Consider the following 26,960-nt stretch of genomic DNA (forward strand, 5'->3'; position numbering starts at 1 on the left):
ATCCGGGGCCTTTTGCTTTTGGTCCTTCGGGGTCGGGCGGAAATGAAAAAGCCCCGGGCGTTGCCGGGGCTTTTCCGCAATCGGACGAGACTGCTCTCAGCCCTGCGCTTTCACAGTGCGCAGATAAGGCAGCTTGACGTCGACTTCGCCGAATTTCTCTTTCGCTTCCTCGGTCGACACTGAGAGGGCGACGATCACGTCCTGGCCCGGGACCCAGTTCGCGGGGGTCGCGAAGGGTTTGCCATCGGTGGCCTGAACGGCATCGAGGGCGCGGATGATCTCGGCGAAGTTGCGGCCGACCGACATCGGGTAGGACATGGTCAGACGGACCTTCTTGTCGGGTCCGATGATGAAGACGGTGCGCACGGTCGCCGAGTCCGCCGGGGTGCGGCCGTCGGGCAGGTAGGCGTCGGCAGGCAGCATGTCATAGGCTTTCGACACGGCCAGCGAGGTGTCGTCGATGATCGGGAAATTCGCGGGCGCGCCGGCGACTTGCTCGATATCCGATTTCCACTTCACGTGCTCTTCGACGCTGTCGACCGAGACGCCCATGACCTTGGTGTTGCGCTTCTCGAATTCGGGGGCGAGCTGCGCCACAGCGCCGAATTCGGTGGTGCAAACCGGGGTGAAGTCTTTCGGGTGCGAGAACAGGATGGCGTAACCGTCGCCGATCCAGTCGTGGAATTTGATCTCGCCAGCGGTTGAGTCGGCGGTGAAATCGGGAGCGGTGTCGTTGATACGCAGGCCCATGAAAAACCTCCTGTGTTTGCGTAAAATTACGTCTTTGCGGGATATAAGTCCTCGCCGGGGTCCATTCCAGCCAGTTTAGAATCTTTTCAAACTTGGGGTCTGCGACCTATCGTCAGGCCTTGCGCAGGGCCGAGAGTGGTGAAACGCTCTTGCGCAATATCTGTGTGCGGGAGGCTGAAATGATCGAGAAGCGGAATTTGTGTGTCTTCTCCGTCATGGTCCTTTTAAGTGATTGTAAATATTGACTTTCGCGGGCGATCCCGACAGCGCCTGTGTGATGGTTTGTGTGAAGGCTTGAGTGTTAGTAGGGCGGCTGACGCCGCCCTGAGCAAGTCACTGCATGCCTTCCCAGTCGCTGCGGCAGCTACTGCAAAGCTCGTTGACCTCTCCAGATTCGAAATCCCATCCCTCTTCGAGGTCGATAGGTGCGCCGCACCGCCAGCACTTTGGCTGACAGAAGGGCTCTAGGACCTTCGTTTGGAATACCCATTCTTGTTTTGGGCTGAGGCCGTGAACTCTTTCGGCACGCACCTTCTTTGCGATGCCGAGTGCCACTTGATCCGAAATCAGGTCTGCGCCGATGATGTGGCCTAGATGCGTGGCCAGCGCCTTTTGAAGACGTGCGTCTTCGATGCGATCATAATCGCTCATGGTAACCTCTTATTTTTTTGAAATGGTGCCGAGCAAGTTTTTGCACCCGACCTAGATATATACGCGTCTAGGCCAGGGTTTGTCACAGGAGCCGAGGAGATTTTCGGGGCCTAGCCAATCTGTATACCGCCGTCAGGCGGTGCCGGATCACTTGGTATATTTGTCGACCTCAGTGCCTTTGATATAGTCTGCCGTGGTCCGTCTGTGCTCCTCAGTTACGAAATCAGCTTCATCGTCAAGGTGCAGCAAGCGCAGACAGGGGAAATGGACGCCTTCCGGGGCAGGCATTCCATCGATATTCAGGCGATACAGGTGCATTTCTAGTCGCTGGAAGAGGAGCGTGCAGGAAGTATAAACCTCTTCGGTTATGTAACGCTCTGGTTTGAGATCGTCGGCCCTTCTTGGGACGGGGTAGCGTCCGTGGTACGGAACAACATCGGACAAGAGGGCGAGAAGGGTCTCGTCCTCTCCGTTCACCGGAATTGTCTCCATGCGACGTGCCAGCGCCACCAAGTCATGGCCGAGCAGCTTCTTATGTAGCTTCCCGCCTTCCAATAGTTCTGGATGCTCGGAGATCAGAATGCCCTTGATCAGATTTTCGAATGACAAACCGTAGAGCAGGAGAACTGGGCGAGAGACCAGAGGTCGGCTCGTCGTCGAGGTCGTGCTGTCTCCACGCCTATCTATGTACGCGATCCATTGTCGCTTCGACTGCTCGTAGATCGCGTTAGCGGTTTCAGCCAGTTCTTGTGCGTAACTATACCAGTACTCGGGCGCAGCTTCTTCCACGAACTTCTTGGCTAGGTTAGTCATGCGAGAACTCTAGCTTATGCGGTTTCTCCCGCAAGCATGAAGCCTTAGCCGGTCGCGGGTTCAATAGCTATGTCGGTGGTCTGACATTGCCTCTCTGATTTCGAATTTAGCTTATACGTGATAGTGCTAAATTAGGCTTGCTCGTCTTCCATCTGTTCTACTGAGCCAGCTTTGAGTTCAATGCGCAGCCATTTACGAGCCGAGTTGATGCTCTGCCTGTAATCATCGGCAGCTAGAGAGAGTGACTCCGGCGACGTAGCTCTATCGAGATCGTCCATGGACCAATCGTCAGCGAGGCGTTTGCTAATCGCGTAGCACGTCGCCTTCCCTACTCTGAACGCAGTAAAGCGTTGTGCCGCTTTCAAGACTAGCGAGCGGACTTCCTCCGGCTCCCCTTGTCCTGCGAAAGAAACCTCGAGTTCTGCGGCCATACGGTCGACCGCCGAGTACTTACCATTCACGAAGAGCGTCTGAGCATCCTTGTAAAACTTTCCTGCGCGCCCTTTGATGCCTTTTGCCTCAATCTCCTCGGGGGAGGTGAGGATTTCGATTGTAGGTACGCGTTCAAGCGCTTTGGCCGCTTTAGATAGTTTCGCGCCCTCAGGTGCTTTGCGGACATTTTTAGGAGTGGCGCGTCTTGCTTGATGCTTGATCGCCTGAAGAATACCGCCCTCGTCGTCATCTACGCTTTCGGCGTCGGCATGTTCACTCTCTTCGTTCCCATCGTCGACATCCTCGACCCTGTCGGGCAGGGACTTAGAGGGCGCGAAAGCGATGGTGGGGACTTTGAATTCATCCAGAAGTTTTTGCAGGTCTTGTTGGAGGTCGTCCAAGTTGTCATCCGTTGGCGGATGGGCGTCCCTGATCACCTCTTTAACCCAGTCGGGCATAAGTTCGCGTACAGTGGAGGCGAAGTGCTCAGCGGTGAGCGCTGAACGGTCAGCGGGAGACGTGAGACCGTCACGATACTGGTTCGGAAGTGCCATTGCGTCGGGCAAAATGATCTCGACGGTCAGGACGGTTGAGCCGAAGGGTATTCCAAAGTTCGGCGCGGCGGCTGACCAGCGTTTCTTTGTCTTCAGATCATAGCGCTCATCCTTATGGACGAGAGCGCAGAATGTCGTGGACTGCGTTGCGGGATTCTTGAGCGAGCTTAGTGAGTGGCTGTAGCTCGGGTGTTTAGGGTCGTGTACGTAATGGATTTTTACGCCGGTCTCTTCATCAGGCACGACTTCCGCATTAGGGAGCTCAGGCAGGACTTCTGAGAGAGTTTTCACGGCTCTGAAGCGGCCCGTTTCGTCTTTGCCGCCTCCCTTAGTCATCGAGACGTCAATGGTGACCTGTACGCCGGGGCGAAATGCAGCAAAGCGACGAAAGATCTGCGAGGTGACGTAGCTTCTTTCGACGCTGTGACCTTTGCCGATGGGTTCGGCGACCGTGTCATGAGTTTCATCTTCGCCGTAAAGCACCACTTCAGTCCAGTCGAAGTCGGTCGCTTGACCATCACGGCGGGCGGCGTCGGTGACGTCAATGACGGTGTCTTCACTTCCATCGTCGAATTGGACGGGGTAGCGAACATAAGTCTTCTCGTCCTCATCGTAGCCGATAGTGACTTCGTGGACTACGCCGTCCTTGCACGAGCGATATCGAATTCCAGCGCGGTTCACGGTAAGGCCGGACACCTTCGCACCGATGCCGAAATTGGCGTCCAGTGCCATCTCTTTACCGATGGACGAGGAGAGATCAGTGGCCCGCTTGAGGTCGTTTGCGTCCATACCCGGGCCGGTGTTCCAGAATGTGAGCTTCCTCACCCCCTCAATTACCGTCGGGTATACCTTCACTAGTCGATGGCCCTCGGGTGCGAGCGCTGCATTCTCTTCTGCGTTCTTGAAGAACTCTCTGACCAACGTGTTTGTCGGAGCCTGCTCGATGAGGCGGTTTATCAGAAAGCGATCGTCGTAAATTTTCAGCGGCTCGGCACTCATCTCTAATTCCTCAAAGCTTGAAATTTTCAGTGTCACCTGACGAGGAGGAGTTGAATTTGCGCTCCAGATCGCTTGTTGCCTCTCGCAGGGCCTTGATGATTTTCTTCACGTCTTGGTCGTCATATTCGTAGGCTCTCTTGTTTGAGAGATTGCCAATCTTCCGAATAGCGTCGAGAGCCGTGCGTGTTCTGCCCTCCGCTAATCTCACGAATTTCTCTCTTTTTTCAGTCATTATCTTCCTCTTTTTCTGCTACCTATGATCCGAAAAGTTAGGCAAATCGTCAAGTTAGTTGCAACAATCTCGAGAAATTCAAGAAAATATTACGAAATTTACCTCATTGTCGTTCTAGTAAGTGTTTGTAATTTAACAAATAAATCATAATTACGCGCTTTCTGGAGCGGTCGAGTGGAGTGGCGGATGGACTGTTCTCGGTGAGTGTCGGTGTGCGGTCGTTTCATCGTCTCCGCGCCGTTTGAGGCCGTCAGTCTCTCGCGAGTACGAATCGTCCAAACCTCGTTTGGAATGGGTGGCGCCTCATATTCTGGCGGCAAGGGTGTCTACGAGGATACTAGGAGGTAGCCGAGTAAGGCGTCTCCGTCCCGCATCGCCCTCTAGGTTGCCAGAGTCCTCCTGAGAGCTTCTCTGATAGTAGCGGGCGATGTAGTGTTGTGTTGCTGGGACTGGAAGGCAGGAGGTTTGTAGGGACGCTACACGCGACTGGCACCGTCTACAGCAATCGAGCGAACGCTGATTTCCATGCGGTTTCATGGAGCTACCTCGAAATGAACCCCGCCGGTTCTGGGAAACGCAACGGCATTCGATCCGCAGAATTGCAGTGTCGAGCCCTTAGATCGGAATTTTTATCCGAAAATTCGTGTCTTAGGCGCTTCCGAAAGGGGGAGTTCGTTCTTGGATGGGCCCCCGGCGGCTTTTGCGAGCCAATATGCATCTTGGATGGTGGAATGTGGCGCTTGGGAGCCGGTAGATCCGCGTCAGTTGCATGCTGTGAACTGGAGGTTTGCAACCTGCTCGGTAGCAGCGACTGGGGCCTCTGAGGGCGTATCCCCCCTACCCCCTGACGGGTCCCCTGCGCCTTTTTATAGGCCTTGGAAGGGGCGGAAGGGTGCGGAGCGAAGGCTGCAGACTCGCTGACGCGGACATCAAAAGTCAGAGAGCGGTGATGGCAGCGGCTTGTTACAGCGACTTCGCCAGTCGTGCCCGGATATTGGCGACACTCGAGGGGTGCCAGCTCTTCCCACGTGCCGTCTTGATTCCTCGCCTATTCAGCTCGTTTGCTTGCGCCTGCAAGGTTGTGAAGCCATGGCGTTCGATATCTTCCAGAGTGTCTGCGAGGTCGAGGGCGCGCGTCAGTGCGGCCTTGCGTTGGACTTCACAGGTGGCACTATTTCCCTTGCCTGCGCGTCTCAGTGCGGCCGCGCCGTTGGGATTGCCAAAGGTCTGACCACGTTCCTTTGCCGCCTGCATGGCCACCCGCGTTCTGTCTCCGATCATCTTGGACTCTTGCTGCGCGAGAACTGCCATGATGCCAATGGTGAAGGGAGACGCGTCGAGCATGTCACAGGCCACGAAATCGACCCCGGAGTCCTGTAAGTTAAGGAGGAAAGCGGCGTTGCGGCTGAGCCGATCAAGCTTAGCGATTACCAGCTTCGCCCCCGTGACGCGAGCCAATCTAAGGGCCTTCTCCAGCTCCGGGCGAAGGTTGTTTCGCCCGGATTCAACTTCGGTGAACGCTCCGACGATCTGGGCCGCGTTAGCGGCGGCGTAAGCCGTGACGGCGGAGCGCTGTGCCTCCAAACCTAGCCCACTTCTTCCCTGCCTATGAGTGGATACGCGGCAGTAGGTAACGATCTTCATAGCGTGTCTCTTGGAATACAAACCTGAGAAGGGGTGGTTACACAGGTTTGTATCACCCTTTATCCGTGATTCTCTAGTCGTTTCAGTATTTTAGTCCTGAAAAATATGGTCTCAGATCGGTTCTAAGGGCATCCTGTGATCATTCATTCGCGGCTAGGCGGCGTGGTTCTGGTGTAACGTTATGCAAGAGGTTGCCTTTGTGCTCGTCGGGGGTCGCTTCCGGGGGCCTTCAGACTCTAGTCAAATCGCTAGCGAAGTGTCACAGTTGATGATGTTCCGCTTGACAGGAACGAAAGAAGAACAATATGGATTTGAAGGCAGATGACTGAACAGGTCAAAGCAGTAAAATGAAGGTAGTCGGTTACATTGCCTGCGCCATTGGTGGTGTGGTCCTATGCTACCTTTTGCTGTCACTTGGCGTGCTGGACGTGGTTGACGGCGTACCCGGCACGATGCAGGAACCTGCAATCTCGATGCCTACCTATCTCGGGTTCATTTCCGTGATGATGACCGCAGTAACCGCCGTCTTGGCGGCGGTCGCAATTGGTATTGGGGTTGTGGCTTTCTTCACCTTCGGTGGAATCAAAGATGAGGCTCAGAAAATCGCAAGCAAGCGAGTTAATGACCTAGTCAATGAAAAGCTGTCGGATGAAGCAATCAAGGCTCGTATCGACGAGATTGCCTTCGGGCAGGGACCGAGAGGCGAACTAGAAGAAGACTTCGACCCCGATGATAAGGGTAACCGCTAGGAGGGAGAAACATGACTTCGCGCGAGTACAAAAAGCTCGATGGAGCTGAGAAGGATATCCTTGACCATTACCTTGCAGAGTACCCAGTCAAGCTAGGTCAACTTGCTAAAGAGCTGGGCGTCTCGATTAAGGTGTCAAGTATGAACACTGGAGTTTCTGGTCAGATCATGCGTGAGGGTGGAAACTATACAATCCGCGTAAATCGGCATGAGGCGCGTGAGCGGCAACGTTTCACCATTGCGCACGAGTTGGCTCACTACTTTCTGCACAGATCGGTCATTGACAGTTCGCCGGATGGGATCAGGGACAATGTCTTGTATCGGTCAGGCGAGCCCGAGCGGATCGAGTTTGAGGCAAACCGTCTTGCGGCGGACATCGTTATGCCGATGCCGCTTGTGGAGAAAGTGCTTCAAGAAGAATTCGGTGGAGTCGTTACAGAGGCGACGATTGAGAGTCTTGCAGCGCGGTTCCAAGTGTCGAAAGCTGCTATGGAGATTAGACTGTCGACCTTTGCCGAAGCGTGAGTGAATTATCATGGTCTTAGAAAGCAAGAGCTACGTGCCAACTTTGGCTATCCGTGCCAGTGAGATGAACGGACTGGAGTTCTTGCCGGGGGCGACAAAGGACAGGATGACCCCCTGTATCCTACTCGCCCCTTGGGCCAACTCCTTAACCCTTGATAGGGCCATTGATAGGGTGGAGAGGGCCTATCCCAACCGGGATTACTTTCTTGACATAGACAGGGACTATCAGTTCACGAACCTTGAAAGCGGCCCGCAGCAGGAACTGGCGAGGCTGATGGAGCCTGACAATGCCTTTGAGAACTGGGTTGAGTTCGTGGGGCGGCACGAACACGTTTGGCCGTGTGTCCAGACTAGAGGGCAGAGCGAGGAGGACCTGCGCCGACAGATCGAGGCGATTCAGGAGCTGGGCCGCCCGTATTGTATGAGGATCGTGCGCGATAGGTTCCCTAGCAATATTCAAGAGATCGTTTCGGCGTTTGCCGCAGGGGGCGTGGCGGACTTTGCAATCATCCTCGAAGGGGGATGGACCCGCGATCCGCTGATGCTTTCAGTCTGGTTCGATGGTGTGATTTCGGGAAGCCTTCAAGAAATTGATGCATCGGTGCCGGTTGTATTGTCATGCACTTCCATGCCCAAGATGTTCTCATCATTTAACGGGGTGACGCCGGTCCCGTTCACCAATCGTCAGCTAGTCGACCAGATCTCGCGTAGGTCCAACCGGACGAGGATCATCTACGGTGACTGGGGGAGCACTCGCCCGCGTGAGGACGCTGGTTTCGCCAGCCGCCCTCTGGACCGGATCGACTACCCGACAGATGGCGCTTGGTACATAGCCCGGAACAAAGACGAAAATTGGGACTTCGAAGATGCCGCAAGAGAGCTGATCGAGAACAGCCAAGTCTGGGATGGGACGCTAAACGTTTGGGGTGAAGAAATGATCTACCAGACTACGATTAACGAAGAAATCGGGATTGATACCCCCCAGAAGAACGTTGCGGCACGCGTGAATATTCATCTTCACCGCCAAGCGTTCTACGGGGCTGATGACATAAGCGGAATGAATCTTGATGAGGATTGGGTAGACTAACTAGCTTTCTTTCTGACTCGCTCAGTGCATCTGCGTGCATGTCGAAGCGTTTCGAAATAGGAAATGCACTAAGCTAATGATCTGATTTTTATCGAAAATATAAAGATCAGGGCATGTAGTGCGTTTTCCGATCTGCGTCGCGATCTATGCAAGGCGGCTTTCTGTTGCCGTTACGCGGTAGCGAGGACAGTGGGGCTTCAATCGTTCTGGAATAAGCAGGTTTAGAGAAAACGGTCTTGGCTCTACTGCGGCCTTCCAGAAATAATGCTCTATACGAACTGCAGGACAATTTTCCCAATGGAACAAAGGGACTTAGGCAGTGCATTTAGCAGTGCATATGAGTGCGTCTGGTGCATTTAGAGCTATGTGAGAAGGCCCCCTGACGGGGGCCTTCGTTATTTCAGAGGGTCGGGTTCATCACCGAGACTTCGCAAAGGGGTTCACCGCATCCGATGTTTGCTCCGCCATTCGTGCGAGGCTTGAGCTCTGCCCGCGCGCACGTCTACGCTGTCTCATGCGAACCACTTTTGGATCGTCGCTCGAATTGAGCCCATCAGTAGTAAGTGGAGCCTGAGCTTTATCCGCTTTCGGAATGATCTCATGAGACGGTGAGCTTGCCGGTGCGGTGGTGCTCTTGCGCTTCACGAGCCGCCATGGCGTACGGCCATTGCTGCGAGCGCCCTGCACCAGCGAGATATTAGCTCCGTCCACCGCGAACGTGCGCTCTTTCATCGATGCGAGATACTTCCCGAAGGCGCGGGGCTCGAAATCAAAGTCCTCGCCGGTGCGCGAGAGCTTCACCGGAAGAGCGATCTCTTCCAGTTTTGCGAGGTCGCGCAGCTCGCCGGAGTCTGCGTCCATCCCCATCGCGTCCACGCGGTCGCGAGCACGCGAGTACCATGCCTCGATAAGAACCTGCATCGGATCGTCTTCGACATAGGTAACGGCGTCGAGGTCCTTGCGATTAGCCTGAAACGTCTTGAAGCCTGCTGCTTCAAGGATGCCGCCGAGGGTCACATGCCATCGCTCGAAGGACGCAAGGGCCTTGCCCGATGCTGCGGGCATGTCTTTGTTGATCCAGTGCTGAACAAGCGTCAGGCACGCGGCGATGATCTCGCCACGGTGTGCGCGAATGTGGCTCTTGAAGTCGCCTTTGATCTTGAACCCCACTCGTTCACTGGGGTTTGGTATCTTGGCGTCAAGCTTGATGAGGCTTAGGCGCCGCTGCAATTCCGGTGAGAAGCCGGGGTTGATCCCTGTGAGCACGGTCGCCGATGCGTTTCGCACGGTACGTTCGCCTGAGCGTCCCAGAACGCGATCTGTCCATTCTCGCGAGGTCAGGAAGCTGGCGAAAGTCGCGGAGTCCATCTCACCCGCCACGTTGTCGTAGACTAGGAAGTTTTTCTGAGTCTGGAGTGCGGAGAAGAGCGCCTTGCGGCGCTCTTCCTCATTGCGAGAAAGGGGCGGACGAAGCTCGGCGCGCCCGTCGGCGATGAGCATGCAGGCCTCAGCGAGGAGGGATGCGCCGGTGCCGGGTGCGGGCTTCGTCAGCAAGTGCGCCGGAACCACATCGTCAAAGATCGGGGCCACGAACGGGGTAAGAAGCAGAGCGAGGTAGTTCACGAGCGAGGCGGGCCGCTGCGCCGTGATTTCTTCGCGCGTCAGCCCGTCAAATGGAAAATCTGCGAACAGGTCCACCAAAAAGGCTGCGGCTTTCTGCGACTCCTTTGTCAGGTCTCCGCGTGGGATCGCGGGAATATCCAAGCCTTGCGAGGGCAGGTAAAGAAGACCTGAGACCTTGTCGAAGCCAGCAGACTGTTTCAACTCGCCGTTCGCAGAGAATGTCGGAACGGTGACGATCTTCTCCAAGGCTGGGACGGGCAGGGCTGGATTGGAAAAGAGGTGCTCCGCCACATCACGAGGCGCGCTCGCGCTGATATGCCCATCATCGCCCTGCATGCGGCGATAGGGGGCCTGTGTGTTGAGTACGTGATTGAAGCTCTTCTGATTCAGCATCTCGATACGAGCTTCACCATTCGGAGCAACCGGAACACGGACCAGCTCAGAGCCGTGTTGATAAAGCGCCGGATCTTGCCCGAGCTTGCTGTTTTCCCGCTGGAGCTGCTCCAGCCCGTAGCGACAAAGAGCATCAAAGCCGTGTTGGTCGGTGACGTTCGTTACCTCGCCCTTGCGCACTTCAGCCTTGCGCGCTGCCGAGATTTCCGCCTCCGCAAGGTTCTGAGCGGCCTTCACGTCTGCGGCGGAAAGTTGCGGCCAATTCTTCCGCAACGCGTCTCGGACGCGCCCTGTCTCGATCTTAGAGGCTCCCGCTACGCGCAAGTGAGCGAAGATCATAACCAGTTTGCAATCGTCCGGCGCGGGGACTCGCAGCCGACCTTCTCGGTCGCGCCGGTTCAGGCGGTCCAAGATCGCCTCGGCGTTGAGTTCCTTAGCCTCGCGGATCGCTTTCAGCTCGCTTCCGGAGAGCCGCTCGCGCAGCTTCTTTGCTCCGGGTGTCATACGTAGCTTTCCGAGTGACGGCAGTGGGCTGCCGTCATCCTCAATTCTATCTTCAAAGTCAGTTGTTTTTGCCATTTTCCCTCTGGGATTTCGTGCTTGTGGGAGGTTGCGACCCGCTTACGCGGGCCAAGTGCGGTGTTTCATTCCTGCAAGGCGGCAAGCGCATTCGCGATGCGTCGGCAACGCTCGCGCTTCTCGGGCGTGTCGAGTCCACGCTCAATCTCCTCTTTGAGCTGAGCGCCGAGGAGGATCGCAGCGATGGCGGTGGCGGATATCGGTTTGGTCATGTTTGTGCTCCTTGATCTGGTGTCTGGGGCACAACATGTTGATTTAAGGTAGGTCGCGCTAGTCAATTATTTTTAGGATGTGCGATTTCCCAGAGGAATGTCACATATACTAACATTTTAAGGGAATATGTTGATCCCGGCTCGGGCTCGCGCTTCTAGGGGGAGTTGGGTCTAGAAGTGATTTGGTGGAGGGTGAGTGTCTATATGTTGTGTCCAGACTGAGAATTTTCGCGTGTAAAGTGTCACGCAAAATGGCACATCCGGTCAGTTCATTCGTCGGCTCTCGTCAGCGGGCGCATAGCGTGTGATTTTTCCCGCCTCTACACGCGCGGCGATCTCATCAGAGAGGCGTTGCTCTTCTTCTCGGATTTGCTCGCGGGTCCAATTGGCTCGCGCGGCCATCGCCTTGCGGTTTCGCGCAGCGGCGTCGCGGCGGCGCTTCGCTGCGTCGGAGTCGGAGCGCGCAATGACGAGCGGCGGAACGGGCTGAGAAAAGAAGCTCACGCGCAACCCCAGATGTTCTTCGATGCTATCGTGATCAGATGATCATAATCTTGGTGCGTTAGGTCGACATCATGCTGGTGACGCCATTTCCCGACCGGCGGCTTGTGCCAAACCTCACCATCGCGCTCGGTGTCGGGCGCGAAGTCGCAGGCGCGCAGTGCACGGTGCGTCACGCGATCAGCGATGCTGTCTGGTAAACACACGCGAAGGTCGAGGAACTCGATGCTGTAGGCAGTTTCTTCTTCGTCGCAGTAATCCGACAATATGGCGGCGACCTCTTCGACGAGAAGCGTTTCAATACCCAATTGGCTGCAGTTGCACATTAGTGGTTATTTCTTTCGTTTTGATGGTGAAGAAGAGGCGGCGGGGTGTCTGGAGCAACGCCCCGCCGCGAGCCCGACGCAATGGCAAGACGCCGGGTGGGAGGCCGCGCGCAGGCAAGCACGAATGCGGGCGGCCTATGGTCTGTTTCTTAGTGCGCGCGCTCGAACAGTGTTTCGGCGTCGTGCCTCAGCGTCGAGAATCTCGACACGTCCGCCAAGCTCTCGCAAACGCCGCTCGATCAGCAAGTAACGGTAGCCGTCGACGGTGGACCCATCGGCCAGATACACGCGCGAGCCATCGCCACGGATCGCGCTGAAGAAGGCGCTGATTGGGCGACCGTCGCGAGCAATCTTCCGAGCAATCTGTTCGACGTCGATCATGCAAGGCCCACCTTTCGTGCGTAGCTGAGCCGGGCGCTCGGCGGCAGGCTTTGGATGGCAAGCATCGCTGCATGCGTTTCCTCTGGGGACGGCGGGGATTTTGCTTCGTGTGGGCGGTTACGTTCGATCTCTCTGCCGAGCGTCAAGCGCTGGCTGGGGTTCAGTTGGGCGATTTCGGCATGTGCGACGCTGTCGCCTTCGTTAAGTTGCCGAGCGAGTTCGGCTTTTTGAGCCGCTGCCGCGATCTGCGGCAACTGCTTCGCCTCCTCCAGCGCGGAGTCGGTCAAGCCCATGTCAGTTAGGCAAGCGAGACGCACGCTCGGCACCTGTTTGCAATCTTCGGGCGTCAGCTCGATCCCGATTTGAGCGGCATCTGCAATCAGCTTGGCGCTGGCGGCGTCAAACCGCGCCTGTGCGAGCTGATCGCCCTTGAGGATACTGTCGAAAGTTTCAGTCATTGGTCATCCAAACTTGGCACGGAGGCAGACCGTCTCGACGGCATTTGCGATCTCAGCGCTGGTGGGTGGTGGGAGGTGCGCGAGAGGCTCGACTATTCGAGTGATCTCGCTGCGAGATAGGCGGGCGGCTCGAAGAGCAGAGATGAGCGCGCTTTCTGAGAGGAGGGTTTGCTCGAGATCATTTGCGCGAGCGAGGCGACGGCATGCGCCGCTGTGGCTTAGCGCTAGACGGAGGAGCGCCGAAATCATTACGCGACAAGGTCCATGTCGTCTGGGCGCGGTGAGGTGCTGTGAAGAAGTGCAAGGCAGCGGCTGAAGTCGTCCCAGTCATCTGGAAGTTTATCCTGCTGGCCGGTCAGCACATAAGGCAGAACTGCGCTGGCCACGGGGATTAGGTCCCACAGACGAGGTACGTCGCGATAATAGTTCACGACTCCCCGAGAGCTTCGGCTCAAGGACGAAAAGAAGCGACGTCGAGCGGCGCTTAGCCGATTTTTCATGGCTGGATCGCGCTCGAGCCATGCCACCGTTTCTTCGATGAGCGGCATCTCCGGAAGCGTCGCGATGAACTGGTTGCCGTCGTCCTCGGCTCTCTCGATGAGTGTTGCGGCTCCGAAGCGGTATTTCGCGCCGAGCCGAGAGAGAGCGAACGGCAGCGCATAGCGTCGTGCCCGAGTGCCGGTAAAGGGTAGCCCCGAGAGGTGCTTTCCCGCCGTATCAGGGTGGAGGCCTGTTCCGGCGCAGTAGTCTGAAATTCTTACGCTAAGCACGATATATTCCTGTTGACATCGATTTTTGGGGTCCTTGAAGGAGGCGAGGTTTTCCTCGGGGCTGCCTACCTTATGCCATAAAAACGACTCAAAATCAATACTTTGGCAAAAAAGGGTCACGGATCGGGCGTGATTCGTTTGGTCGTATGCTGAGGAGCCTTAGGGCTAAGTGGGCGGGGTAGCTTTCGCGAGCTCTGGTCATCGCCGTTTCTGCTCCGGGTCTAACCAACTCACCGATGCGCCGTCTCGCTTCGTCTGCGCGAGAAAGTGAAGCCGCGCCGAGAGTGGCGCGGGTGGTGTGTTCCGGTGGTGGTCGGCGTCAGGGCTTCATCGCCGGGTTAATCGCAGAGACTGACGGGAGTAGAAGGGGGACCGGAACCCCGTGGCCGTAACCTGCGCCCGATCCATTCCGCGCGCGCCCCGCGATGGTCTTCTGATGCTCCTCTGGAAGCTGCGCCCAGCGCGCGCAATCTTCCCAGCGGTGGCGGAAGCTGTGGAAGACAAATCTCGGATCGTTGATCCCTAGCAAGTCCAAGAAGCGCCCGAACCTTTGCCCGTAGGCCTCCGCGAGCCGTCCGCGCGTGCTTGGCTCGCGCTCGTAAAGCTGATCGCCGCGCCCGTGGTGCATGAAGAGCAGGGGGCTGTCGGAGGTATTCCGGCGCTCCTCCACCATGTCAAGAAATCCCATTTCGAGGATCGCGGGGTGGATCGGCAGAGTCCGGATTGCGTTCGGATTCTTGACCTTCTGCCAGCGTTCGGCGTCACTGATCCGAATGCAGGGGAGGTCGTCGACGGTGACGATATCGGACGTGAAGACCTGTGTGATTTCTTCGATGCGAAAGCCGTAGTAGGCGGTGAAGATCGGTCCCCAGTAGTCGATGGTGCGGCGGTCATACTTCTGTCTAGCGGCGTCAATGATCAGCGCGATTTGTTCGCCGTTGAAGGGCTGGCGCTTTTCTTCCTTTTTGGCGGCGTGCGACTTTCGGGCAGTCCGAGGTGGTTTGACGCTCGCCCAAGGATCGGACGTCATGTTTCCGCGCTCGACGGCGAAAGCGCTTAGGCGCTTCAAGCGCCACAGGTGGTAGCCCAGAGTCTTGTCGCTGATCCGGGGTAGTCCCTTCGCGTCAGCGATGGTGATTGCGTCATCGAATGGCAGGCCCTTCACTTCCTTCCGGTTCGCAATGGGAAGTTTCTTCGCTCGGTGCATGAAGTCGTGCAAATGTGCCGTCGTGAGCTTGTCCGCTGGAATCTCCCCCATGGCCTCCACGAAGAGCTTCGCTGTGAAGAGCATCTGCGCGCGCATGGCGTCACCGGACTGGTAGTTGTTATAGGCCACGAAGTCGGCGGCGACGTCTTCCAAGCTCCTCGCGTATTGAGTTGCAACCTGCGCGCCAGCCTTTCGTAGAGTGCGCTCGCTATCGGCAAGCTCTGCATCCAGCTTGGTGTCGATCCGCCCGCCTTTCACGGCTTCCACGATTGCCTCTTCTTCCGAGTAGCCCATTTCGATCATCTCGCTCTCGGACAGTGAGCTTTTGCGGAATGCCGCCCCAATCAGATCACGGGAGTGCGCGGCTTCGAATGCCCGGATGCCGCCCGCGCGCGCGATCTTGTCGAATGTCTCACGGTCGAGTTTTCCAAGTCGGTCCATTTCAAGCCGAGCTTCGCTGACGCGAAGTTCGGCGTCCTTCCGGTTTCTTGATCTGGTCGAACCTTCCAGAAATTCCTTGCCGCCATAGAGGGGCTGCAAGGGGGCTGGCACGCGGATTTTAAGGTGGTAGATTCCGCCGCGAAGGATCGTTCCTGAAACCTTTGTCTGGGTCATGTGTGTGAAGCTTTGTGTGAAGGTTTGAGTGGATTCGGTCGAAATATACTATAATAAATACAGAATGTTGCATGAAAAACAAGGGGGAGAGGCCCGAATGATCGAGAAGCGGAATTTCTACATCGACGGGGAATGGGTCGCACCCAAGGCTGCGCAGGACTACGAGGTGATTGATCCATCGACCGAAGATCCCTGTGCAGTAATCTCGCTGGGCGATCAGGCCGACACGGACGCGGCAGTCGCGGCAGCGAAGGCGGCGCTGCCCGGTTGGAAAGCGGCCGACCCGGCAGAGCGGATCGCGGCGGTCGAGCGGATCGCCAAGGTCTATGCCGAGCGCGCCGAGGACATGGCGCAGGCGATCAGCCTCGAGATGGGCGCGCCGATCGATCTCGCGCGCAAGAACCAGTGGGGCGCGGGCGCCTATCACATCAAGAATTTCATCGACGCGGCGAAGGCGTTCGAGTGGGTGCATCCTTTGGGCGACGGCACGCCGGGCGCGATGATCGCCTATGAGCCGGTGGGTGTCGTCGGGCTGATCACGCCGTGGAACTGGCCGATGAATCAGGTGACGCTCAAGGTGATCCCGGCGATCCTCGCGGGCTGCACGATGGTGTTGAAGCCGTCCGAGGAAGCGCCGCTGTCTTCGCTGATCTTCGCGGAAATCCTCGATGCGGCGGGGCTGCCCAAGGGCGTGTTCAACCTCGTGAATGGCGACGGCGCGGGCGTCGGCACGCAGCTCTCGACCCATCCGGATGTCGAGATGATTTCCTTCACCGGCTCGACCCGTGCCGGGCGCGCGATCTCGAAGGCGGCGGCCGATACGCTCAAGCGCGTGACGCTGGAGCTTGGCGGCAAGGGCGCCAACCTGATCTTCGCCGATGCGGACGAAGATGCGGTGGCCCGCGGTGTGAAGCATTGCTTCCAGAACTCGGGGCAAAGCTGTAACGCGCCGACGCGGATGCTGGTCGAGCGTTCGGCCTATGATCGCGCGGTCGAGGTCGCGCGGCAGACCGCCGAAGCCACGCAGGTCGCCAGCCCTCGCGAGGAGGGCAAGCATATCGGTCCGGTCATCAACAAGGCGCAGTTCGACAAGATCCAGGGCCTGATCGAGACAGGCATCGCGGAAGGCGCGAAACTCGTCGCGGGCGGTCCCGGACGGCCCGAACATCTCAATCGCGGCTTCTATGTCCGTCCGACGGTCTTTGCCGACTGCGATCCCTCGATGACGATCATGAACGAGGAAATCTTCGGCCCAGTCCTGTCGATCATGCCCTTCGACAGCGAGGAGCAGGCGATCGAGGTGGCCAACGCCACGCCATACGGTCTGACCAATTACCTGCAATCGGGCGACGGCGCGCGACGCAACCGGCTGGCGCGTCAGTTGCGCTCGGGCATGGTCGAGATGAACGGTCAGGACCGCGGGGCGGGGGCACCGTTCGGCGGCGTCGGCTCCTCTGGCCGGGCGCGCGAGGGTGGCCGTTGGGGCATCGAGGAATTCTGCGACGTGAAGTCGATCTCCGGCTGGGCGGAATAAGGGGCGCTGCCCCTCTTGGCCTATCGGCCAATTCACCTGCCGATATTTTTATTGAGAAGAACAGGGGCGGTTGCGCAAGCGGCCGCCCTTCGACATGATCGCGCGGCTTTTGGAACGGGAGAATGAGATGAGCTTCACGCTGGCGACCTGGAACATCAACTCGGTGCGGCTGCGCGAGGGGCTGGTGCGCAAGCTGATGGAGGAAGAGGCGCCCGACGTGCTCTGCCTTCAGGAATGCAAGAGCCCGGTCGAGAAGATCCCGGTCGAGGGTTTCAAGGAACTGGGCTACACGCACATGATCGCGCGCGGCCAGAAGGGCTATAACGGCGTCGCGATCTTTTCGAAAATTCCGATGGAAGAGAACAGCGCCCATGATTTTGCCGATCTCGGCCATGCACGCCATGTCGCGGGTACGCTCGAGAATGGCGTCACCATCCACAACTTCTATGTCCCCGCAGGCGGCGACGTGCCGGATCGCGAAGTGAACGAGAAGTTCGGCCAAAAGCTGGATTACCTCACCCAGATGCGCGATCACTTCAAAGCGGAAGGGCCGAAGAAGTCGATCCTCGTCGGCGATCTGAACATCGCCCCGCGCGAGGATGACGTCTGGAGCCACAAGCAGCTGCTGAAGATCGTCAGCCACACCCCGATCGAAGTCGAGCATCTGCATGACGCGATGGAGGCGGGCAAATGGGTGGACATCACCCGGCAGGACATTCCCGAGGGGCTTCTCTATTCGTGGTGGTCCTACCGGGCGCGCGACTGGGATGCCGCCGACAAGGGCCGCAGGCTCGATCACATCTGGGCGACGCCGGACATCTCGAACGCGGCGCATGGCAGCCGGGTGCTGCGTGCCGCGCGGGGCTGGGAGAAGCCCTCCGATCATGCGCCGGTTTTCGCGACTTTCGATCTGTAATCGCTTGCGGCAGCGCGCCGCGGTCAAACGGGTTTGCGTTCGGCCCTTCCGAGGCCATATAGGAAAGCAAATCCTCCGCAATTTCGGGAGACGGACATGCTGGAACTGGGTGGCGGCGCCAAGGCCGCAAGCAAGAGCGAATACGTCACGGACGTGACCGAAGCCAACTTTATGGCCGAGGTGGTCGAGAAATCGCAGACCGTGCCGGTCATCGTGGATTTCTGGGCGCCGTGGTGCGGCCCGTGCAAGCAGCTCGGCCCGGCGCTGGAAGCCGAGGTCGAAGCCGCGAAAGGCGCGGTCGTGATGGCCAAGGTCAATGTCGACGAAAACCAGATGATCGCAGGCCAGATGCGCGTGCAGTCGATCCCCACCGTCTACGCTTTCTGGCAGGGCCAGCCAATCGACGGGTTCCAGGGCGCGCTGCCCCCCTCCGAGATCAAAAGCTTCGTGGCCAAGCTGATCGAAGCCTTCGGCGGTGAGGCGGGCAACGGTCTGGGCGATGCGGTCGAGGCGGCGGAAGCCATGCTGGCCGAAGGCGCGGCGGAAGATGCGGCGGAAACCTTCGCGGCGATCCTCGAAGAAGATGGCGAGCTGGCGGAGGCCCATGGCGGCCTGATCCGCGCACGCATCGCGCTCGATCAACTGGATGCGGCAGGTGCAGCCTTGGCCGCGGTGCCGCCGAAGCTCGCCGACAGTGCCCCGGTAGAGGCAGCGCGCGCGCAGCTCGATCTGGCGAAACAGGCGCAATCGGCCGGTCCGCTCGACGATCTGAAATCCAAGGTCGAGGCAGATCCGGACGATCATCAGGCCCGCTTCGACTATGCTCAGGCGCTCTACGCGGCCGGGAACGCCGAAGAGGCCGTGGATCAACTTCTCGAGTTGTTCCGGCGGGATCGCGAATGGGATAACGAGGCCGCGAAGACGCAGCTTTTCACCATTTTCGATGCGCTCAAGCCGAACGATCCGATCGTCGCAAAAGGTCGCCGTCGTCTGTCGTCGATGATATTTGCCTGAGGACTTGGGCGCGCTAGTTTCATCCGCATGATGAAGAAAGGCGACTTGCCCGAAATCCTTCCGCTTTTTCCGCTGCCCGGTGCGCTGCTGCTGCCCCGGGCACGGCTTCCGCTGCACATCTTCGAGCCGCGCTATCTGCAGATGATCGAAGATTGCATGAAGACCAAGTCTCGACTGATCGGGATGATCCAGCCGATCAAGGGGCCGGAGGGGCAGAACCACCTCAACACGATTGGCTGCGCGGGCCGTCTGACCGGGTTTTCCGAGACTGAGGACGGACGCTACATGATCACGCTGTCGGGGATCTCGCGCTATCGCATCCTGCAGGAGGTCGAAGGCTTCACGCCCTATATCCGCGCCGAGGTCAGCTGGGCCGGGTTCGAGCGCGATCTGGGCCCGGCGGAGCATGACAACGGCTTCGATCGAGACGATTTTCTCGACCTGTTGTCCAAGTTTTTCCACGCCCAAGGGCTGGATACTGATTGGCAAACGCTGAAGGATGCCGATGACGAGTTGCTGATCAACTCGCTCGGGATGCTTTTGCCGCTGGAGCCCGAGGACAAGCAGGCGCTGCTGGAGGCGCCCTGTCTGGCCACCCGGCGCGAAACCCTGGTGACCCTGATCGAATATGCGCTGCATGGCGGCGGAGAGGAGCGGTTGCAATGAGCGAAGAGACCGAGAGTGCACCGGCTGCGGAGAAACCGCTATTCGACCGGCACGTGCTGGAGGCGCTCGTCTGCCCGCTGACCCATGCGGTGCTAAAATACGATGCCGAGAAGCAGGAGCTGATTTCGCAGCCCGCGAAGCTGGCCTTCCCGATCCGGGGGGGCATTCCGATCCTCTTGGAAGACGAAGCGCGCCGGATCGACGAATAAGGCGCGGTGCTTACAGTGCGCGGCCCTGCAACAGGCGGGGCAGGGGGCCCGAAAGCCCCGCCGCTTGCTGCATGAACCCGCGCCGCAGCCCCGGGATTGCCTGCACCAGACCCATTCCCAGATCGCGCCCCGCCTTCAGTAGCGGATTGTCGTTCGAGAACAGCTTGTTCACGGTATCCATGCCGAGTGCGAGCGACGTCGAGTCGAAGCGTCGCCAACCCTGATAACGCTCCAGCACGTCCTCGGCCCCGATATCCTCACCCCGGCGCATTGCTTCCACGACGATTTCCGCCAGTGCCGCCACGTCGCGCAACCCGAGATTCAGGCCCTGTCCCGCGATCGGATGCACCCCATGCGCCGCATCGCCTACCAGCGCCACGCGCGGCGCTACATAGGCTTTCGCAAGCGTCAGATTCAGCGGGTAGGAGAACCGTGGCCCGGCCAGTTTGATCTCGCCGAGGAAATCCCCGAAACGCGGGCGCAGCACAGCGAGGAAATCCTCGTCATCCAGCGCCGAAATGGTCTTTGCGTTTTCTTCGGTCTCGCTCCAGACGATGGAGGACCGATTGCCTTTCAGCGGCAGGATCGCGAGCGGTCCGGTCGGCATGAAGAACTGATGGGCGATGCCGTTATGGGGCTTCTCGTGCTCGACCGCCGCGACCAGCGCGGTCTGACCATAGCCCCAACCCTCACGGGTGATCCCGGCGCGTTCGGCCACGCCCGACCGGCGACCGTCCGCGCCGATCAGCAGTTTCGCGGTCAGGGTCTTGCCGGTGGACAGGCTCACCTCGACCCCGCCGGGCACGACCTGCTGTCCCGTGACCTGCGTCTCATGCAGTAGCGTGATCTTGTCGCTCGCCTCCATCGCATCGAGGAACGCGCGATAGAGGTAGCGATCCTCCAGCATGTACCCGACCGGTGCCTGATCCAGCTCGCGCGCGTCGAAATGCAGGAAGAAGGGCGCCGCCCCTTCGCCTGCGTGACCGTCGGCGGCTTTCACCTCCATCATCGGTTGCGCCTGATCGGCAAGCCCGTCCCAGACGCCGATCGCGCGCAGCAGTTTTTGCGACGCGATCGCCAGCGCATAGGCGCGTCCGTCGAACGTGTCGGTCGCGCGCTGGCGAGCCGGCGCCGCATCGACGAGGGTCACGGAAAGGCCGGCGGAGGCCAATGCAAGCGCCAAGGCGGGGCCGTTGAGCCCGCCGCCTGCGATGATGACGTCTGAATCGTGTTTCATGGCGCTTACTATGGCGCTGGAAGCGGGATTGTCCATGCGCGGGACTGTCGCTAGCGTGGCGGAAAGAACGAAGGAGGTGGGGTATGGAATGGCGTCTGGCAGGGGCTGCGGAGCAAGGGCGGGCGATCGCCGCCGGGCAGCTCGATCCGGTGGAGCAGACCGAGGCCTATCTCGCAGCGGCTGAAGCGTCGGAAGACATCTATGCACGCCTTACGCCGCAGCGCGCCCGCGACGAGGCGATGGCCGCGCATCAGCGCGCCAAGCAGGGCCGTCGGCGCGGGATGCTCGATGGGGTTGCGCTGTCGTGGAAGGATCTGTTCGACACCGCGGGCGTGGCGACGGAAGCGGGCACGCGGTTGCTGGCCGGGCGCGTGCCCGAGCGCGACGCCGATGTGCTGATCGAGGCCACGCTGGGCGGCTCGGTCTGTCTGGGCAAGACGCATATGACCGAACTGGCTTTCTCCGGGCTAGGCGTGAACCCGATGACGGCGACACCGCCGAACATCCATGATCCCGAACTCGCGCCGGGCGGGTCTTCCTCCGGAGCGGCGCTGTCGGTGGCGCGCGGCTTGGCGGCGGCGGCCGTCGGATCGGACACGGGCGGGTCGGTGCGCATTCCTGCGGCATGGAACGATCTGGTGGGGCTTAAGACCACGCATGGCCGGATCACGACCAAGGGTGTCGTGCCGCTGTGTAGGAGCTTCGACACGATCGGTCCGTTGACACGCAACGTCGAGGACGCGGCCCATGTGCTGGCGCTGCTCGAAGGGCGTGCCGCGCCGGATCTGCGCGACGCAAGCCTCAGGGGCAAACGGCTGCTGGTGCTCGAAGGGCTGCCGTTCGAGGGCACCCGCGAAAAGCCGGTGCAAGGCTTTGAGCGGGCTGTTGAGGCCTTCGCTAAGGCGGGTGCGGTGATCGAGCGGCGGGGCTTGCCGATGGTGCGCCCGGCGATGGACCTTTCCGGCGTTCTCTTCGCGCCCGAGGCCTATGGCGAATGGAAGCACGAGATCGAAGCCGCGCCCGAGAAGATGTTCGCAGCGATCCTCGAGCGGTTCCGCAGCGGGCGCGACGCACTGGCCTCGGATTACGCCAAGGGGTGGCACGCGCTGGAAGGCTATCGCGCCGCCTATCTGGAGGCGACTGCGGAATATGACGCCGTTTTAGTGCCGACATCGCCGATCCTGCCGCCCGATGTCCGCCGCCTTCTCAGCGACAAGCGCTATTTCCAAGAGGAAAACGTGCTCGCGCTGCGCAACACTCGGATCGGCAATGTGCTGGGGCTGTGCGCGCTGAACCTTCCGACGGGAATCCCAAGCTGTGGGATTTCGCTGATGGCGCCGCCCATGACGGAGGATCGATTGCTGCGTTTGGGCATGGGCGCCGAATCGGCGCTGGCCTGAAAACCACATTTCTTGTGGTCAACCCGCTCTGGAGCTTGTCTTTTTCTGGACGAAACGGCGGAGCTTTTGTAACCTCGTCGGTAATAAGGGGCGACATAGACCCCATTCGATGAGGCACAGATGGACTTTCCCGAGCGGTTTTCGAACCTGCCCGAATACGCATTTCCGCGTTTGCGCGCGCTGCTCGATTCGCATGAACCGGGCGGCGACGTCTTGGCCATGTCCATCGGTGAGCCGCGCCATCCGATGCCCGAGTTCGTGGGTGATGTCATTGCGCAAAGCCTTGGAGAGTTTGGGAAATATCCCGCCAACGACGGCACGCCCGAATTGCTGGATGCGATCTCGGACTGGCTGAAGCGGCGCTATTCGGTCGATATCGGACCCGAGCGGATCATGGCGCTCAACGGCACCCGCGAGGGTCTTTATAACGCCGCGATGGCGCTTTCGCCCGAACAGAAACGCGGCAAGACGCCCGTGATCGCGATCCCGAACCCGTTCTATCAGGTCTACGCGGTGGCCGCTGCAGCGGTCGGCGCGGAGCCGGTTTTCGTGCCCGCAGGCGCCGAGACCGGGTTTTTGCCTAATTATTCGGCACTTCCGGCGGAGGTGCTGGACCGCGTCACCGTCGCCTATCTGTGCTCGCCCTCGAACCCGCAGGGCGCAGTCGCGAGCCGCGAATATCTGGCCGATCTGCTGCATCTGGCCGAGAAGCACGACTTCATGGTTTTCGCCGACGAGTGCTATTCCGAAATCTGGCGCGAGGCCCCGCCGCCCGGTGCGGCACAGGTCGCCGCCGAGGAAGGCATCGACCCCGAGCGCGTGGTGATTTTTCATTCGCTCTCGAAGCGGTCGAACCTGCCGGGTCTGCGCTCGGGCTTCCTCGCCGCCGGGCCGCAAAGCATTAAACATATCCGTCGCCTGCGCGCCTATGCGGGGTCACCGCTGCCGCAACCGCTGCAGCGCGTGGCAGAGCGGGCCTGGGCGGATGAGGCTCATGTCACGGAAAATCGTCGCCTTTACGCCGAGAAATACGAGATCGCGGGGCAGATCTTCGACGGCGTTGATGGCTTCCAGCTGCCGCAGGGCGGCTTCTTCCTCTGGCTTCCCGTCGAAGACGGGGAGGCAGCGGCGCTCAAGCTTTGGAAAGAGACCGGCATTCGCGTGCTGCCGGGCGCCTATCTCGCGCGCGAGGTGAACGGGGAAAACCCCGGCCAGAAATATATTAGGGTGGCTCTGGTCGCCCCAAAAGCAGAAACGCAGCGCGGGCTCACGCAGCTTCGCGACTGCCTATACGGTTGAGGACGGTAGGTTATGGCATCTTATCAGGTTCGACAGCGCGATCCGCTTTTCGATCAGGACACGCAAGCCGTTCTGGAACGGCGTGGCAAGGAATTGGTAGGGGGGCTGCTGGTCGTCTTCGGCCTGCTCGCCGCGATGATGCTTTTCTCCTATCATCCCGAAGATCCAAGCTGGATGGCAGCCTCGGATGAGCCGGTGCAGAACTGGCTCGGCCGGATCGGCGCCGGGATCGCCTCGCCGCTGTTCGTGATCGTGGGTCACGGCGCGTGGTTGCTGCCTGCGGCGCTGGTGGCCTGGGGCCTGCGCATGATCACCCATCGCGGCGAAGAGCGCCTCGTGTCGCGGATGATCTTCTTCCCGATCGCCGTGGCCGTCGCCTCCGTCTATGCAGCGCTTCTGGTGCCGGGCGATCAATGGGGTCAGGCCTTCGGCCTTGGTGGGCATTTCGGCGATATGATCGCGGGTGCGATGCTGGGGATCGTCCCGATTTCTGGCGTGGTCGGGCTGAAGCTTCTGTCGCTGGTCCTCGCCGCGGCGATGCTGGCGATGGCGACCTTCGTTCTCGGCTTCACCAAGCCCGAGTTGCGCGCGATCACGCGTTTCATGTGGCTGGGCACGGTCGCGGTCTATGTCGGTGTGATGAACGTTCTGGGTCGCGGGGCCTCGGCTTCGGTCATGGGGGCGCGCTCGGCGGCGGAGCGTGCGCGCCAGCGTCGCGCCGAAGCCGCCGAACGTGCCGCTGAGCAGGCGGCTTGGGAAGAGCAGCAGGCGCTCGCCGCGCAGCATTGGGCCCCGGAGGTCGAAGCTGCCCCGGCCGCGCGCCCGTCCTTCCTGTCTCGCATCCGTCGCCCGGTGGAGCCGGACTACGATCCCTATGATGCCTCGCCGGAGCTGTTCGAGACCGAGCCCTATTGGGACGACCAGCCGCCGGCCGCGCCCACCGAAGATCGGATCCGTGCGCGCATCAGCCAGGCGGTGCAGAACCGCAAGGCCGCACCGGTCGCCACCGATTACGCGCCCGAGCCTGCCGGAGCGCCGCTGCATCACGATATGCCCGAAACCTTCGCCGAGCCCGAGCCGGAGCCGCCGCGTCCTTCGGCCTCGGTGCTCGCCGCAGTCGCCAAGCGTCTCGCGCGCGGCCCGCGCCAGCCGCAGGTGGTCCATCAGGAACCGCCGCTGCGGGCCGAGCCGCAATTGCGTGCGGAGCCACCGCTTCGGGCCAAGCCGCGTTTCATGCCGGGCTTCGGCGCACCGGCCGCAACCGCCCCGGAGCGCGCGCCCGAAATGGCGACCTATGCCGAGGCCGAAGAGCCGCATATGACGGCTGCCGAGCAGGTCGCACAGGAACGCGAATACGCAGGCGAAGAGAGCCGCGACTGGACCCACCCGGATTACGAAGGCTTCGAACCCGATCTCCGCGATATGCGCACCGAGCATTTCTATGCCGGCGAGCCACATTCCTTCGACGAGACCGGCAATGCGCAATGGATCGAGGAAGACGTGGTGCCGGAGATCCCGGCCTCGGCGCGTGGCCTCGACCGTCAGGTCATCAAACAGCCCGAGCCGAAGCGCGTGGTGCAGCCCGCGGCGAAACCCGCGGCCCCGTCGCGTCGTGCGATCGAAGAGGCGCAGCCCAAGATGACTTTTGAGAAGCCGCAGACTGCGCCCTTCGAAATGCCGCCGCTGTCGCTGCTGACCAATCCCACGACGATCCAGCGCCACCAGCTCTCGGATGAGGCGCTGGAGGAGAACGCACGGATGCTCGAGACGGTGCTCGACGATTACGGTGTGAAGGGCGAGATCGTCTCGGTCCGCCCGGGCCCGGTTGTCACGATGTATGAACTCGAGCCCGCGCCGGGTCTCAAAGCCAGCCGCGTGATCGGTCTGGCCGACGATATCGCCCGCTCGATGTCGGCGCTGTCGGCACGCGTTTCGACCGTGCCGGGCCGTTCGGTGATCGGGATCGAACTGCCGAACGATCACCGTGAAAAGGTCGTGCTGCGCGAGATCCTCTCGGCGCGCGACTTCGACGACAAGAACATCAAGCTGCCGCTGGCTCTGGGTAAGACGATCGGTGGCGAGCCTATCGTGACCAACCTCGCCAAGATGCCCCACCTGCTGATCGCGGGGACGACCGGTTCGGGTAAATCCGTCGCGATCAACACGATGATCCTGTCGCTCCTCTACCGTCTGACGCCGGAAGAGTGCCGCCTGATCATGATCGACCCGAAGATGCTCGAACTCTCCGTCTATGACGGCATCCCGCATCTGCTCAGCCCCGTCGTGACCGATCCGAAGAAAGCCGTCGTCGCCCTGAAATGGGTCGTCTCCGAGATGGAAGAGCGCTATCGCAAGATGTCCAAGATGGGCGTGCGCAACATCGAGGGCTACAACGGTCGCGTGAAGGAGAGCCTTGAGAAAGGCGAGATGTTCAAGCGCACCGTGCAGACCGGCTTCGACGAGGAGACCGGCGAGCCGATCTTCGAGACGGATGAATTCCAGCCCGAACCCTTCCCCTATATCGTCGTGATCGTCGACGAGATGGCGGACCTGATGATGGTCGCAGGCAAAGAAATCGAAGCCTGCATCCAGCGTCTGGCGCAGATGGCGCGGGCCTCGGGCATCCACCTGATCATGGCGACGCAGCGCCCCTCGGTCGATGTCATCACCGGCACGATCAAGGCGAACTTCCCGACCCGGATCTCGTTCCAGGTGACGTCGAAGATCGACTCGCGCACCATTCTGGGCGAGCAGGGCGCCGAGCAGCTTCTGGGCATGGGCGACATGCTCTACATGGCGGGCGGCGGCAAGATCACCCGTTGCCACGGGCCCTTCGTGTCCGACGAGGAAGTCGAGGAAATCGTCAACCATCTCAAGAGCTTCGGTCCGCCGGCCTACATGTCGGGCGTCGTCGAGGGCCCCGATGACGAGGTGGCTTCCGACATCGATCAGGTGCTGGGCCTCAACACTGGCGGCAATACCGGCGGCGAGGATGCGCTCTATGATCAGGCGGTGGGCATCGTGATAAAGGATCGCAAATGCTCGACCTCCTACATCCAGCGCAAGCTGGGCATCGGCTACAACAAGGCCGCGCGCCTCGTGGAGCAGATGGAGGATCAGGGCGTCGTGTCCTCGGCGAACCATGTCGGCAAGCGCGAAATCCTCGTGCCCGAACAGCAATAAGC

26 protein-coding genes are annotated in these 26,960 nt (G+C 59.9%); 11 read left to right on the forward strand and 15 right to left on the reverse strand.

Translation table 11 applies throughout. The features are described from left to right. Positions 1 to 96: 96 nt before the first annotated feature. The 6 genes from B6V73_RS17140 to B6V73_RS17165 all read right to left on the reverse strand — a co-directional run bounded on the left by B6V73_RS17140 (position 97) and on the right by B6V73_RS17165 (position 6,075). The gene (locus B6V73_RS17140) at positions 97 to 750 is read right to left on the reverse strand and encodes a peroxiredoxin (RefSeq protein WP_088723429.1); all 654 of its coding nucleotides are present in this window, start codon (positions 748 to 750) and stop codon (positions 97 to 99) included. 333 nt (positions 751 to 1,083) lie between these two features. Beyond that, complete coding sequence (locus tag B6V73_RS17145; protein ID WP_088725899.1) at positions 1,084 to 1,401, reverse strand: hypothetical protein; 318 nt, start codon at positions 1,399 to 1,401, stop codon at positions 1,084 to 1,086. A 147-nt stretch (positions 1,402 to 1,548) separates the two neighbouring features. Next, the gene (locus B6V73_RS17150; protein ID WP_088725900.1) at positions 1,549 to 2,214 is read right to left on the reverse strand and encodes a hypothetical protein; all 666 of its coding nucleotides are present in this window, start codon (positions 2,212 to 2,214) and stop codon (positions 1,549 to 1,551) included. 131 nt (positions 2,215 to 2,345) lie between these two features. Beyond that, positions 2,346 to 4,199: a hypothetical protein gene (locus B6V73_RS17155; RefSeq protein ID WP_088725901.1), complete on the reverse strand. Its 1,854-nt coding sequence runs from the start codon at positions 4,197 to 4,199 to the stop codon at positions 2,346 to 2,348. Positions 4,200 to 4,209: 10 nt separating this feature from the next. Then, positions 4,210 to 4,431, reverse strand: a complete 222-nt coding sequence (locus tag B6V73_RS17160; RefSeq protein WP_088725902.1) for a hypothetical protein — start codon at positions 4,429 to 4,431, stop codon at positions 4,210 to 4,212. 963 nt (positions 4,432 to 5,394) lie between these two features. Further along, positions 5,395 to 6,075: a recombinase family protein gene (locus B6V73_RS17165; RefSeq protein WP_088725903.1), complete on the reverse strand. Its 681-nt coding sequence runs from the start codon at positions 6,073 to 6,075 to the stop codon at positions 5,395 to 5,397. A gap of 347 nt (positions 6,076 to 6,422) precedes the next feature. Here B6V73_RS17165 and B6V73_RS17170 point away from each other — a divergent pair, with 347 nt between their 5' ends. Genes B6V73_RS17170 through B6V73_RS17180 form a run of 3 tightly spaced genes read left to right on the forward strand, consistent with a single transcriptional unit; the run spans position 6,423 to position 8,435 of the window. Next, positions 6,423 to 6,824: a hypothetical protein gene (locus B6V73_RS17170; RefSeq protein ID WP_088725904.1), complete on the forward strand. Its 402-nt coding sequence runs from the start codon at positions 6,423 to 6,425 to the stop codon at positions 6,822 to 6,824. A gap of 11 nt (positions 6,825 to 6,835) precedes the next feature. Next, positions 6,836 to 7,348: an ImmA/IrrE family metallo-endopeptidase gene (locus B6V73_RS17175; RefSeq protein WP_088725905.1), complete on the forward strand. Its 513-nt coding sequence runs from the start codon at positions 6,836 to 6,838 to the stop codon at positions 7,346 to 7,348. A 10-nt stretch (positions 7,349 to 7,358) separates the two neighbouring features. Then, positions 7,359 to 8,435, forward strand: a complete 1,077-nt coding sequence (locus tag B6V73_RS17180) for a beta family protein (RefSeq protein ID WP_088725906.1) — start codon at positions 7,359 to 7,361, stop codon at positions 8,433 to 8,435. A 417-nt stretch (positions 8,436 to 8,852) separates the two neighbouring features. On the opposite strand, the gene B6V73_RS17185 is transcribed toward B6V73_RS17180, so the two are convergent. From B6V73_RS17185 to B6V73_RS17215, 8 genes are all read right to left on the reverse strand, one after another. Then, complete coding sequence (locus B6V73_RS17185; protein ID WP_143597934.1) at positions 8,853 to 11,030, reverse strand: hypothetical protein; 2,178 nt, start codon at positions 11,028 to 11,030, stop codon at positions 8,853 to 8,855. Between the two features lie 65 nt (positions 11,031 to 11,095). Continuing rightward, on the reverse strand, positions 11,096 to 11,242 hold the full coding sequence (locus tag B6V73_RS20870) for a hypothetical protein (protein ID WP_168174926.1): 147 nt from the start codon (positions 11,240 to 11,242) through the stop codon (positions 11,096 to 11,098). 264 nt (positions 11,243 to 11,506) lie between these two features. Further along, positions 11,507 to 11,752: a hypothetical protein gene (locus tag B6V73_RS17190; RefSeq protein WP_088725908.1), complete on the reverse strand. Its 246-nt coding sequence runs from the start codon at positions 11,750 to 11,752 to the stop codon at positions 11,507 to 11,509. Beyond that, positions 11,743 to 12,069, reverse strand: coding sequence for a hypothetical protein (locus B6V73_RS17195; protein ID WP_088725909.1), 327 nt, complete (start codon positions 12,067 to 12,069; stop codon positions 11,743 to 11,745). Before B6V73_RS17195 ends, B6V73_RS17190 begins: the two co-directional genes overlap by 10 nt. A 135-nt stretch (positions 12,070 to 12,204) precedes the next feature. Further along, positions 12,205 to 12,450 (reverse strand): hypothetical protein, encoded by a 246-nt coding sequence (locus tag B6V73_RS17200; protein WP_088725910.1) that lies wholly within the window; start codon positions 12,448 to 12,450, stop codon positions 12,205 to 12,207. Continuing rightward, positions 12,447 to 12,908: a hypothetical protein gene (locus B6V73_RS17205; protein WP_088725911.1), complete on the reverse strand. Its 462-nt coding sequence runs from the start codon at positions 12,906 to 12,908 to the stop codon at positions 12,447 to 12,449. The genes B6V73_RS17200 and B6V73_RS17205 overlap by 4 nt, the downstream gene beginning before the upstream one ends. A gap of 248 nt (positions 12,909 to 13,156) precedes the next feature. Beyond that, positions 13,157 to 13,798 carry a hypothetical protein gene (locus tag B6V73_RS17210; protein WP_143597936.1) on the reverse strand — a complete coding sequence of 214 codons (642 nt, stop codon included), beginning with the start codon at positions 13,796 to 13,798 and terminating at the stop codon, positions 13,157 to 13,159. Positions 13,799 to 13,997: 199 nt separating this feature from the next. Then, entirely contained in the window at positions 13,998 to 15,500 is a 1,503-nt protein-coding gene (locus tag B6V73_RS17215) for a DUF6538 domain-containing protein (protein ID WP_088725913.1), read from the reverse strand. A 97-nt stretch (positions 15,501 to 15,597) separates the two neighbouring features. On the opposite strand from B6V73_RS17215, the gene B6V73_RS17220 reads away from it, so the two are divergent. The 5 genes from B6V73_RS17220 (at position 15,598) to B6V73_RS17240 (ending at position 19,839) form a co-directional block, all read left to right on the forward strand. Further along, positions 15,598 to 17,034 carry an aldehyde dehydrogenase family protein gene (locus B6V73_RS17220; RefSeq protein ID WP_075776832.1) on the forward strand — a complete coding sequence of 479 codons (1,437 nt, stop codon included), beginning with the start codon at positions 15,598 to 15,600 and terminating at the stop codon, positions 17,032 to 17,034. A 127-nt stretch (positions 17,035 to 17,161) separates the two neighbouring features. Continuing rightward, on the forward strand, positions 17,162 to 17,950 hold the full coding sequence (locus B6V73_RS17225) for an exodeoxyribonuclease III (protein ID WP_075776890.1): 789 nt from the start codon (positions 17,162 to 17,164) through the stop codon (positions 17,948 to 17,950). Positions 17,951 to 18,046: 96 nt separating this feature from the next. Next, the gene (locus B6V73_RS17230) at positions 18,047 to 18,964 is read left to right on the forward strand and encodes a co-chaperone YbbN (RefSeq protein WP_088725914.1); all 918 of its coding nucleotides are present in this window, start codon (positions 18,047 to 18,049) and stop codon (positions 18,962 to 18,964) included. Positions 18,965 to 18,991: 27 nt separating this feature from the next. Then, positions 18,992 to 19,630, forward strand: coding sequence for an LON peptidase substrate-binding domain-containing protein (locus B6V73_RS17235; RefSeq protein WP_075776834.1), 639 nt, complete (start codon positions 18,992 to 18,994; stop codon positions 19,628 to 19,630). Further along, the gene (locus B6V73_RS17240; protein WP_088725915.1) at positions 19,627 to 19,839 is read left to right on the forward strand and encodes a Trm112 family protein; all 213 of its coding nucleotides are present in this window, start codon (positions 19,627 to 19,629) and stop codon (positions 19,837 to 19,839) included. Before B6V73_RS17235 ends, B6V73_RS17240 begins: the two co-directional genes overlap by 4 nt. Positions 19,840 to 19,849: 10 nt before the next feature. Here B6V73_RS17240 and B6V73_RS17245 read toward each other — a convergent pair whose 3' ends face one another. After that, a complete protein-coding gene (locus B6V73_RS17245; RefSeq protein WP_240497887.1) occupies positions 19,850 to 21,076 on the reverse strand; it encodes an FAD-dependent monooxygenase in 1,227 nt (408 codons plus the stop codon). Between the two features lie 83 nt (positions 21,077 to 21,159). On the opposite strand from B6V73_RS17245, the gene B6V73_RS17250 reads away from it, so the two are divergent. The 3 genes from B6V73_RS17250 (at position 21,160) to B6V73_RS17260 (ending at position 26,958) form a co-directional block, all read left to right on the forward strand. Further along, on the forward strand, positions 21,160 to 22,476 hold the full coding sequence (locus tag B6V73_RS17250; RefSeq protein ID WP_088725917.1) for an amidase family protein: 1,317 nt from the start codon (positions 21,160 to 21,162) through the stop codon (positions 22,474 to 22,476). 120 nt (positions 22,477 to 22,596) lie between these two features. After that, positions 22,597 to 23,775 carry an aminotransferase class I/II-fold pyridoxal phosphate-dependent enzyme gene (locus tag B6V73_RS17255; protein ID WP_088725918.1) on the forward strand — a complete coding sequence of 393 codons (1,179 nt, stop codon included), beginning with the start codon at positions 22,597 to 22,599 and terminating at the stop codon, positions 23,773 to 23,775. Positions 23,776 to 23,787: 12 nt separating this feature from the next. Next, entirely contained in the window at positions 23,788 to 26,958 is a 3,171-nt protein-coding gene (locus tag B6V73_RS17260; RefSeq protein ID WP_088725919.1) for a DNA translocase FtsK, read from the forward strand. Positions 26,959 to 26,960 lie beyond the last annotated feature (2 nt).

The sequence above is a fragment of the Thioclava sp. JM3 genome, from assembly GCF_002213185.1.
Taxonomy (GTDB): domain Bacteria; phylum Pseudomonadota; class Alphaproteobacteria; order Rhodobacterales; family Rhodobacteraceae; genus Thioclava; species Thioclava nitratireducens.